The sequence below is a fragment of the Sulfurovum sp. AR genome (assembly GCF_000296775.1).
GTDB classification, from domain to species: Bacteria; Campylobacterota; Campylobacteria; order Campylobacterales; family Sulfurovaceae; genus Sulfurovum; species Sulfurovum xiamenensis.
Genome location: NZ_AJLE01000003.1, coordinates 101,748 through 112,539, shown reverse-complemented (window position 1 = coordinate 112,539; position 10,792 = coordinate 101,748). Strand labels below are relative to the sequence as shown.

The 10,792-nt window shown below is 42.5% G+C and carries 7 protein-coding genes; 6 read left to right on the top strand and 1 reads right to left on the bottom strand.

The window, feature by feature from the left end; genetic code table 11:
* Positions 1–1,635: a phosphoglucomutase (alpha-D-glucose-1,6-bisphosphate-dependent) gene (gene pgm / locus SULAR_RS03745; RefSeq protein WP_008243127.1), complete on the bottom strand. Its 1,635-nt coding sequence runs from the start codon at positions 1,633–1,635 to the stop codon at positions 1–3.
* A 179-nt stretch (positions 1,636–1,814) separates the two neighbouring features.
* On the opposite strand from pgm, the gene SULAR_RS03740 reads away from it, so the two are divergent.
* From SULAR_RS03740 to eda, 6 genes are all read left to right on the top strand, one after another.
* Complete coding sequence (locus tag SULAR_RS03740; protein WP_008243125.1) at positions 1,815–4,997, top strand: glycoside hydrolase family 15 protein; 3,183 nt, start codon at positions 1,815–1,817, stop codon at positions 4,995–4,997.
* A 30-nt stretch (positions 4,998–5,027) separates the two neighbouring features.
* Positions 5,028–6,011, top strand: coding sequence for a glucokinase (gene glk, locus SULAR_RS03735; RefSeq protein WP_008243124.1), 984 nt, complete (start codon positions 5,028–5,030; stop codon positions 6,009–6,011).
* A gap of 173 nt (positions 6,012–6,184) precedes the next feature.
* Entirely contained in the window at positions 6,185–7,648 is a 1,464-nt protein-coding gene (gene zwf, locus SULAR_RS03730) for a glucose-6-phosphate dehydrogenase (RefSeq protein WP_008243121.1), read from the top strand.
* Positions 7,638–8,336 carry a 6-phosphogluconolactonase gene (pgl, locus tag SULAR_RS03725; RefSeq protein WP_008243115.1) on the top strand — a complete coding sequence of 233 codons (699 nt, stop codon included), beginning with the start codon at positions 7,638–7,640 and terminating at the stop codon, positions 8,334–8,336. The genes zwf and pgl overlap by 11 nt, the downstream gene beginning before the upstream one ends.
* Positions 8,333–10,162, top strand: a complete 1,830-nt coding sequence (edd, locus tag SULAR_RS03720; RefSeq protein WP_008243113.1) for a phosphogluconate dehydratase — start codon at positions 8,333–8,335, stop codon at positions 10,160–10,162. The genes pgl and edd overlap by 4 nt, the downstream gene beginning before the upstream one ends.
* The gene (gene eda / locus SULAR_RS03715; protein ID WP_008243110.1) at positions 10,159–10,791 is read left to right on the top strand and encodes a bifunctional 4-hydroxy-2-oxoglutarate aldolase/2-dehydro-3-deoxy-phosphogluconate aldolase; all 633 of its coding nucleotides are present in this window, start codon (positions 10,159–10,161) and stop codon (positions 10,789–10,791) included. The genes edd and eda overlap by 4 nt, the downstream gene beginning before the upstream one ends.
* Position 10,792: the final 1 nt, after the last annotated feature.

The following is a 10,792-nucleotide window of genomic DNA, read 5'->3' as shown; positions in this document are numbered from 1 at the left end:
CTAAAAAAGTTTATTGACCATTGCCTGTGCTTCTTGTTGTATCTGTTTTAGATGCGCTTCATCGATGAAACTCTCTGCATAGATCTTGTAGATCGGTTCAGTTCCTGATGGACGGAGTGCAAACCATCCGTTCTTTGCGACCACTTTCAGTCCTCCTATAGCGGCTCCATTGCCCGGGGCATTGGTCAATATAGCTTCAATAGGTTCACCGGCAAGTACTTTTTCCTTTACATCATCTGGAGAGAGTTTTTTAAGGATACTTCTTTGTTGGGCATCCGCAGGTGCATCGATACGGGCGTAGATAGGAGCACCAAACTTTTGGGTTAACTCTTGATAATGAACACCAGGGTCTTTTCCTGTCACTGCCAATATTTCAGCAGCCAGAAGTGTCAGGATAATACCGTCTTTATCGGTACTCCACACCGAACCGTCTTTACGTAAAAAGCTTGCACCGGCACTCTCTTCTCCGCCGAAGAAGATACGTCCTTCTATAAGACCATCAACGAACCATTTAAATCCGACGGGTACTTCGATCACTTTTTTATGTAAGTCATTCGCAACACGGTCAATCATAGAACTGCTTACCAGTGTTTTTCCTATGCCCAGATCACTTTTCCACTCGGGACGGTTCTGTGCCAGGTAATGGATGGCGACACTTAGGTAATGATTAGGATTCATAAGACCGACACTTTTTGTGACAATGCCATGACGGTCAAAATCAGTATCATTTCCAAATGCAATGTCATACTTTTCTTTTAGTGCTACCAGTCCTGCCATAGCATAAGGGGAAGAACAATCCATGCGGATCTTACCATCCTTGTCACAATGCATAAAAGAGAATGTAGAATCCAATGTATCATGGAATACCTCCATATTGAGTCCGTAACATGTTTTGATCGCTGCATAATATGCCATACCTGAACCGCCCATGGCATCTGCACCGATGAGAATACCTGATGCAGCAATGGCATCCATATCTATCACATTTTCAAGATCATCGACATACGGAGTCACATAGTCGTATTGGGTAACATTCTTTGCATATAATGCCTCTTCAAGGGGTATTTTTTTGACATCTTGGAGGTCATTTTCTAAAATTTCATTGGCACGTGCTTCTATCCAGTCCGTTACATCTGTATCTGCTGGTCCACCATGCGGGGGATTGTATTTAAATCCTCCATCTGTCGGTGGGTTATGTGAGGGGGTGATCACGATACCGTCACAGAGCTGTCCTTCTTTTGTATTGTGTGTCAAAATAGCATGTGATATGACAGGTGTGGGTGTATATCCGAACTCTTTGGCTATATAGAGATCGACACCATTGGCTACTAAGACTTCAATGGCAGTGAGTTGTGCCGGATAAGAGAGTGCATGGGTATCCATCCCCATAAAGAGGGTACCCGAAATTCCTGCTTTTTTGCGGTAGTCACAGACAGCTTGTGTCACAGCAAGAATATGCATCTCGTTAAAGCTTTTATGCAGTGAAGAACCACGGTGCCCAGAGGTTCCAAAGCTGATACGATGTGCACGATTGTGTATGTCAGGTGTTTGCGTGTAGTACGCACTGATCAATTGAGGGACATTGATCAGTATAGACTTTGGTGCAAGTTTACCTGCATTTGGATGAAGACTCATGATTAACCTTTTTTATATGTATAGATATTGAATTATGATAGTATAACATCTGTTTAGGTACAAATATTACAGTACTATTGATTAAAATTGACGCAATATAATATATCTATGCTATGATTATTTAGATTATAATGGATGAAAATACTATGTAGGTAGAATTTACAATTCAAAGGTAAAATATGAATGTAGAGTCACTTGAATCTGCTCTTGAAAGGCATTTTGATCTTATTGATCAAATCATTCTGTCACGTCAAGATCCTATCACAGGGTTATTACCTGCGAGTACAGCGGTAAATGCCCATGGAGATTATACCGATGCTTGGGTAAGGGATAATGTCTACAGTATTTTGAGTGTATGGGGACTTTCACTTGCCTATCGAAAATTCAATCCTGACCACCATCGTACCTATCTTTTGAGCCAAAGTGTGGTCAAATTGATGCGTGGCCTGCTCACTGCTATGATGCGGCAGTCAGACAGGATCGAAGTATTTAAAAAAACACACAATTCCGTAGATGCACTGCATGCGAAGTATGGTACAAAAACAGGCTTAGCCGTGGTCGGAGATGAGGAATGGGGGCATCTGCAGCTTGATGCAAGCTCTCTTTTTTTATTGATGGTCGCGCAAATGACCGCTTCTGGACTACATATTATCTATACGATGGATGAAGTTGATTTTGTACAAAATATGGTGCACTACATCAGCCATACCTACTGTACCCCTGATTATGGTATCTGGGAGCGCGGAAATAAGATCAATCATGGAAATACAGAGGTCAATGGCAGTTCCGTAGGCATGGCAAAAGCAGCACTTGAAGCCTTGGACGGTTTTAATCTTTTTGCCGATCTGCCAAACCACGAAGCGGTGATCCATGTGGTTCCCAGTGATATCGCACGTTCTCGTTTCACGTTACAGGGATTACTGCCTAGAGAATCCAACTCCAAAGAGACGGATGCGGCACTACTGAGTATTATCGGGTATCCTGCCTATGCGGTTGAAGATACAAAACTGGTCAAGCGTACACGTGATAAGATCATCAAAAAACTTGCAGGAAATTACGGGTGTAAACGTTTTTTGCTCGATGGCCATCAAAGCAGTATCGAAGATGCAACCCGTTTACACTATGAACCTTCAGAGTTACGAGAATTTGAACATATTGAATCAGAATGGCCTCTATTTTTCACCTATTTACTGCTGGATGCACTGATACGTGATGAGAAAGAAGAGATCGAGCGATGGAAGCAAAAACTGCAACCGCTTTTTGTGGAACAGGATGGGAAAAAGCTTTTGCCCGAACTCTATATCGTTCCCAAAGAGAGTATCGCGGCAGAAAAAGAGGATCCTGGAAGTCAAAAACGTGTTGCCAATGAAAATATACCACTGGTATGGGCACAGAGCCTCTATATGCTCTGCGATATGATGATTGACGGTCTTTTGACTCCGGAAGATATAGATCCGCTCAAACGTCACCAACGTATCGGACACAGTTTCAATACAAAACCTCTGGTCCCGGTGATCGCTGAAAATGCTTCGGTGAAAGAAAAATTGGTAGCGCTTGGTTTTGAAAGTGAAACGATCGAAGAGATCAAGCCTATACGGATCTTACATGCTGATCAACTCTCCATGCTTCATACATTTTTGGGTCAAAATAAAAAACTTTCTTTAAGTGGTAGGGAATTGATGGTGGCTAGGACCATGACGACTGCAAGGGTTCACTTCTATGGAAGTGTAGAGATCGTTTTTCTTCCTTATTATTTTAATCCGCATGGATTTTATTTTTCAGCTGACAATCAATTATTAGTAGAACATTTTCGGGCATCATTAAAGTTCCTTGCTATGCAGTGGGATGCAAGAGGCAACCCTATCATACCGTTTTTTGTTCGTGAATCGATGTTTTCTGATGGTGAACGAGGTGCATTGGTTGAACTATTGGATGATATACAAAAAGAGCAGAGTGGTACGATTACTCTTCAGACAGGCCCATTGAAAGAATTATTGGGTCTAGCATGTATAGAACGTATACAAGATATTCACGGTTTTACATTTCAAGCTGCAGAAATTGTGTCAAATAATAGATTGGGCATCTGTTTGAAGGAAACTGAAATCCATACATACTTGAGTCCAGAGGAAATACAGTCTCTTAGAGATCAGGATGACGCGGTACTCATAGAGATACTTTTGGGTGAAAAAAATCGTTTATATAAAACCTATGCACTTGAAGAAATGTGGCAACGTAAGGGTGCAGATTTCGTATTTTCCGTGAAACAGGAAAATGTAACATTGTCACTCTTTGCTCAAAATCTTTATGAATTAGCTACCGTGTGTCATGAGTGGAATCTGGTACGGCGTATCGCTGATCTTACCAAAAAATATGATGACCGTATCGAAGATGTATTGCTTGATATAGTGATACGGCAAAAGCGTCTTGCAGTAGGACGGTCATACAGTGGAAAAGCGACATTTTCAAAACCGCATGAAAGTAGTGATATCGTTAAAACGATCATGGAATATTGTGGTAATAATACAGCAGAGAGTGTCTTGACACAGGAGATCATTTTACATCTTGGATATATGATCAGAAATGAACCTGAACTTTTTGAAAATATGCTAACGATTCGTACCTGGTACTTTATTCAGTTGCTTGTAGGACAGATAAGCAGGGAGGAGAACCTGCATATGGCCGATGCTTATGAAACGTTGCTCAGTTTAGCTCCTCACGCAATTTATGACCGTTTGCATAGGGTATTAAAATCATTTAAAAGAGAGGTCTCACTGTTTCTTGTTCATGAAAATTTACATGCATCGGGTACACCTTCCTTTGAATCGATGAAAGAAGGTCCGGCCGTTAGGGAGCTTGGCAAAGTCACTGACTGGTCGCAATGGAGATATGAAAGGGGTATGGTAGGTCCGCTTTCCCCTGTTTTCTATAAGGATATATGGTATTTGTTACATCAATGCAGCGGCTTGGTCATTGGAGATAAATATAATGTACAAAACAGGATCGGTTCGGAACTGACATTGGAATCAACAGCAGGTGAACAAAGTTTTGCCTTGAAGATCGATGCACTTTTGCAAAGTATCTATGCCCCTGATTACCGCCAGTTGAATATTGAACTGGTCGAGAGCCTGGCAAGACTTTTTAAGGAAAACCCTGACCTCCATCTTGAAAATGATCTCATTATGGATGTACTCATAGGTCATGCGGTACGAATATCTTGGGAAAAGGATAATGCTTCAAAGCATTATAATGAACATCGTTCAGAAGCTTGGAAAGCATTTTATCAACGTTCACCTGTAGAAACAGATAAAGCATTCTTGGAAGCCTTTATGTTTCTGTTATCACCGCAGGATTTCCTTGCATGATCTTACAGTATAGAAGTATAGGGAGTTAGCATGATTTTGGCAGGAGATATAGGTGGTACAAAAACGAATCTCGCACTTTTTGAGCACAAAGATAAGAGACTGAATGTCATAGCACAGCATCAGTTTTCCAGTAGGGAGTTTTCAGATCTTAATGAGGTGATCATGCTATTTAGGCAAAAGACTTCACTGCCATATGTAGATGCGGCATGTTTCGGTATCGCAGGACCAGTTATTGATGGGCGCTGCCGTACGACGAATCTACCCTGGGATATCACGACATCAGATTTGCAGGAACATTTAGGAATTCAAAAGGTACGTCTGCTGAATGATCTTGAAGCTACAGCCTATGGTATGTTGTATGTTCATGAAGATGAATTTGTGGATCTAAATCCCAAAGGTCGTCAGATGGATGGAAATCGGGCAGTGATCGCTGCAGGTACTGGACTGGGAGAAGCGATGTTGTATTATGATGGAAGTGTCTATCATCCTATCGGTTCAGAAGGAGGGCATAGTGATTTTGCACCATTGACACCGCAGCAGGATGCACTGTTGAAATGGATGCGTAATCGCTATCCAGGACATGTGAGTTTTGAAAGAATACTCTCAGGCCCGGGGATCTATACACTCTATGAATTTTTAGTGGAAAACGATTTCTCCGCACAGCCCGTATCTATGTTGAACATACCCGAAGGGAAAGACCGTAGTGCAATGGTGAGTGAGTGTGCACTGAAGGAACACAACCCGCTCTGTATGGAGGCATTGAGACTTTTTGCAGAGATCTATGGTGCTGAAGCGGGAAACCTAGCCTTAAAAAGCATGTCACTTGGTGGAGTATATATCGGCGGTGGTATTGCTCCCAAAATCTTACAAATACTTGCCAATAACCATTTCATGAACGGTTTTTTAAGTAAAGGCCGTTTTAATGAGATGTTACAGGCAATGCAGGTGAAAGTCTCTTTAAATCCAGAAACTGCATTATTGGGAGCTGCCTATTATGCACATGATAGACTTTAAGGGCATACCTTTTTCAAAACCTACATTGCATAAAATATAGGCAAAAAAATGATTATATATGATTATATTGGGTTATAATGATTGATAGATAGTAACGTGTTATAATAAAAACGTGGCCTAAGAATTTGATAGAACAGTGATTTTACGAAGAGCGTGAAAGGAAGGTGGATCAAATGGATACAATGGAAAGTTTATGTGATATTACAATTTTTGGAGGGCATGGGGACCTGGCATTCAGGAAGTTGATGCCTGCATTGTACCATTTGAGCAATAGCGGTTATCTGGATGAGAAGAGTCGTATTATCACTGCCACCAGAGTACCAATGAGTAATGATGAACATTGTGATCTGGTGAAATCCAAACTCAAGGAGTTTTTATCTGATGATGCTTTTGAAGAGGAAAAATTTGAGTATTTTAAGGCACAGCTTCATGTCGTAACCATTGAATTTGACATCTTAGAGAGCTATAGAGGGCTGAAAGCGTTACTAGATGAGTATCCGGAACGTCAGAGGGTCAATTATCTTTCTACGGCACCTGATTTTTTTGGTACGATCTGTAAGTCTATGAGCAACTTGGAGCTCGTTACACCGCAAAGCAGGGTCGTGCTTGAAAAACCTATAGGAAGAGATCTTCAATCCTCACGTGTGATCAATGTTGAAGTACTGAAGTATTTTACAGAATCACAGATCTACCGTATCGACCACTATCTGGGTAAAGATACCGTACAGAATATCATGGCACTACGTTTTTCAAATAGATTTTTCATGCCGCTGTGGAATTCAAACCATATTGATCATGTACAGATCACTGTGGCTGAAAGTGTCGGTGTTGAAGGACGCTGGGGATATTACGATGATTATGGTGCAATGCGTGACATGGTACAAAACCACTTGATGCAGCTACTTTGTCTTATAGCCATGGAGCCGCCTTGCTCACTTGATGCGGACAGTGTACGTGATGAGAAGGTGAAAGTACTCCGTTCGCTTCGTATGATGACACCTGCGGACATCGAACAAAAAACAGTACGTGCACAATATGCAAAAGGTTCAAGTGACGGCAAGCCTGTACCGGGTTATCTTGAGGGAGAAGGTGTGGAAGAAAGTACCACTGAAACCTTTGCTGCACTTCGTGTAGATATAGACAATTGGCGATGGAACGGAGTACCTTTTTATCTTAGAAGCGGTAAACGTATGAGACGTCGAAATTCTGAGATCGTGATTCACTTTAAAGGTGTGCCGCACTCTATTTTTGCCAATCAAGGTAAATGTATTTGGGAAAATAAACTTGTTATTGCATTGCAACCTAAAGAGAGTATCCATCTGCAACTGATGAATAAAGTTCCGGGTCTAAGTGAACAAATGATGTTAAAACCTGTTGAACTTGAACTCAATACCCCTTTAAAGGTAGCACATAAGCCAGATGCCTATGAGCGTTTACTTTTAGATGTGATCCGTGCGAATCCGACACTTTTTATGCGTTTAGATGAAGTGGAAGCAGCATGGAAATGGGCGGATGTGATCTTGGAGGGCTGGGCAGAGGATATGGTACCTATGAAAAGCTACAGTGCGGGAACCGATGGACCGAGCGCAGCAGTACAGCTGATCGCAAGAAGCGGCAGGAGTTGGCATGATGAGTAGGAGTGAACATCTTTTTAGCAACCAAGAAGCACTTATAGAGGCATTAAGTCAAAGTATACTGGCAAATCTTCAAAAAGCCATTGACGAAAAGGGAAAAGCCTCCCTACTTGTTTCTGGAGGCAGTACACCTAAACCTCTGTTTGAAAAACTTAGAAAAGCACTCTTTGACTGGGATAAAGTCACTGTAGGTCTTTGTGATGAACGATGGGTCGATACTTCCCAAGAAGAGAGCAATGAACATTTTGTCAAAAAATATCTGCTCCAGGAAGAGGCTGCTAAGGCTCACTTTATAGGAATGTATTGTAAAGATACGGATATCTATATGGCACAAAAGGTATGTACACAAAAGATGAAAGAGATACTTTCCCCTTTTGATGTACTCATCTTGGGTATGGGAACGGATGCACACACGGCGTCCCTTTTCCCGGAGAATATTAAACTTGAAGAGGCTTTTGATCTTAAAAATGAAAATTTCTGTATTACAATTGAACCCACAACAGCACCTTATACACGAATGAGTTTAACCCTTCATGCGATCTTGAGTGCCAAACATATCTATCTGCATTTTGAAGGAAAAGAGAAAATTGCAGTGTATGAAGAAGCGATTGGAGGAGAAGACATCTATACAATGCCTATACGCAGTGTATTGAACCAAGAGATTAAAGAGATAGAGGTATTTTACCGATGAATGAAGTTATACAAAAAGTGACAGAGAGAATTCGTGAACGCTCTTTAGAGAGCAGATCTATTTACCTGGACCGCATTGCTTCAGCCAAAGGACATGGTGTCAACCGTAATAAACTGGGATGCAGTAATTTAGCGCATGCAATGGCACCAATGGAAGAGGGTGAGAAAACATCGCTTGCTGGCCTTGAAAGCCCTAATATTGCTATCGTTACAGCCTATAACGATATGCTCTCTGCACATGAGCCCTATAAACTCTATCCACCATTGATCAAGCGTACATTGATGGATCTGGGTGCAACAGCACAGGTTGCAGGCGGGGTACCAGCGATGTGTGATGGAGTCACACAGTCACAGCCGGGTATGGAGTTGAGTCTTTTCAGCCGTGATAATATTGCCATGGGAACTGCCATAGCACTTTCGCATAATGTCTATGACGGTGCACTCTATCTTGGTGTGTGTGATAAGATCGTTCCGGGACTTGTGATCGGTGCTTTGGCCTTTGGACATCTTCCCGGTGTATTCGTACCAGCAGGCCCTATGCCTTCAGGTATCAGCAATGCACAAAAGGCAAAAGTACGTCAAGAGTTTGCCCAAGGGGAAGTGAGTGAAGATGCCCTGCTTAAAGTTGAATCCGCCTCGTATCACAGCAGCGGTACCTGTACGTTCTACGGTACGGCAAACTCGAACCAAATGTTACTGGAGATGATGGGCCTGCAACTTCCAAACAGCTCTTTCATAAATACCAATACACCATTACGTGAAGCATTGACCGCACAAGCCGCAAAAACAATTTTGACGATGACAGAGTTAAGCGGAGTCTATAAACCTATCGCCGAGATCGTTGATGAAAAGAGCTTTGTCAATGCCATCGTAGGACTGATGGCAACAGGTGGTTCTACGAATCATACGATCCATCTTATCGCAATGGCAAGAGCTGCAGGGATCATACTAAATTGGGATGATTTTGATCAGATATCCAAAGTGACCCCTTTGCTGTGTAATATGTATCCAAACGGACAGGCAGATGTGAACCATTTTAGGGATGCAGGCGGTATGAGTGTGGTGATCTCACAGCTTTTGGATGCAGGACTTGTGCACAATGATGTGGAGACGATCGTAGGCAGAGGTCTGAATGCCTATATCGCTGAACCCAGTATGTCCAAAGAGACTTTGATCTTTGAACCGGGTCCTCGGGTCTCACGTAATACAGAGGTAGTTTCAAGTATAGAAACACCTTTCAGTGAAGAGGGAGGGCTGAAACTTCTCAATGGGAACCTTGGACGCAGTGTCATCAAGACCTCTGCTTTGAAGCCTGAACAGTTTTTCATTGAAGCACCAGCGATCGTTTTTGAATCCCAGGAAGCTTTACAGGATGCCTTTCATAAGGGTGAGTTGGAAAAAGACTTTATTGCTGTCGTGCGTTATCAGGGTCCAAAAGCCAATGGAATGCCGGAGTTGCACGGACTGATGCCGCCACTTGGTTCACTTCAGGACAAGGGGTATAAAGTTGCCATTATCACAGATGGACGGATGTCTGGTGCATCGGGTAAAGTACCTTCAGCCATTCACTTTTCTCCTGAAGCACTTGACGGAGGACTGCTGGCCAAGGTCAAAACGGGTGATAGGATCCGTTTTGATGCGAAAAAAGGAGAGATCATGCTTTTGGTCGATGATAGAGAGTTAAAAGAACGTACCGTTGATAGACCGGACCTTAGTGGCAATACTCACGGATTTGGTAGAGAGCTTTTTGTTTCCGTACGTCAGAGTGTAGGTATGGCAGAAGAGGGTGCAAGTCTCTTTGATATTTCCGGTAAGGAGCGCGCATGACAGCTAGAGAAGTGATGCAGGTCTCACCCATCGTTCCGGTGATCGCATTGGAAAATATGAATGATGCTGTGCCATTGGCTGAAGCTTTGCTTGAGGGTGGCATCAATATCATGGAGATCACACTGCGTACGGATGCAGGACTTGGGTCTATAGAGGCTATCTCAAAAGCACTGCCGCAGATGCATGTTGGTGCTGGAACAGTACTCAATGCAAGTGATTTTAAAGATGCAGTGGACCATGGGGCAGCATTTGTCTTCAGTCCGGGTATCAGTGAGGAATTGATGCAGACTTCAAGGGAACTGGATGTTGCTTTGATCCCAGGTGTGGCGACTGCTTCAGAAGTGATGCTTGCAAAAAATAACGGCTTTGAACATTGTAAACTCTTCCCCGCAACACTTGCAGGAGGGTTTGAGATACTCAAGGCATTTGGTGGACCATTTCCGAGTATGAGATTTTGCCCAACGGGAGGCGTGAATCTTAGCAATATCAACGATTTTCTTTCAATGGAGAATGTGCTTTGTGCAGGTGGAAGCTGGATCGTTCCCAAACAGTGTATGAAAGAAAAAGATTTTAAACAGATCACAACGCTCTGCATAGAAGCGATGCAGACCATAAAAGGAAAAATATAAC

Excerpts from the sequence above, each read along its gene's own strand:
- pgm (WP_008243127.1), bottom strand. The coding sequence starts at position 1,635 with ATGAGTCTTCATCCAAATGCAGGTAAACTTGCACCAAAGTCTATACTG.
- SULAR_RS03740 (WP_008243125.1), top strand. The coding sequence starts at position 1,815 with ATGAATGTAGAGTCACTTGAATCTGCTCTTGAAAGGCATTTTGATCTT.
- glk (WP_008243124.1), top strand. The coding sequence starts at position 5,028 with ATGATTTTGGCAGGAGATATAGGTGGTACAAAAACGAATCTCGCACTT.
- zwf (WP_008243121.1), top strand. The coding sequence starts at position 6,185 with ATGGATACAATGGAAAGTTTATGTGATATTACAATTTTTGGAGGGCAT.
- pgl (WP_008243115.1), top strand. The coding sequence starts at position 7,638 with ATGATGAGTAGGAGTGAACATCTTTTTAGCAACCAAGAAGCACTTATA.
- edd (WP_008243113.1), top strand. The coding sequence starts at position 8,333 with ATGAATGAAGTTATACAAAAAGTGACAGAGAGAATTCGTGAACGCTCT.
- eda (WP_008243110.1), top strand. The coding sequence starts at position 10,159 with ATGACAGCTAGAGAAGTGATGCAGGTCTCACCCATCGTTCCGGTGATC.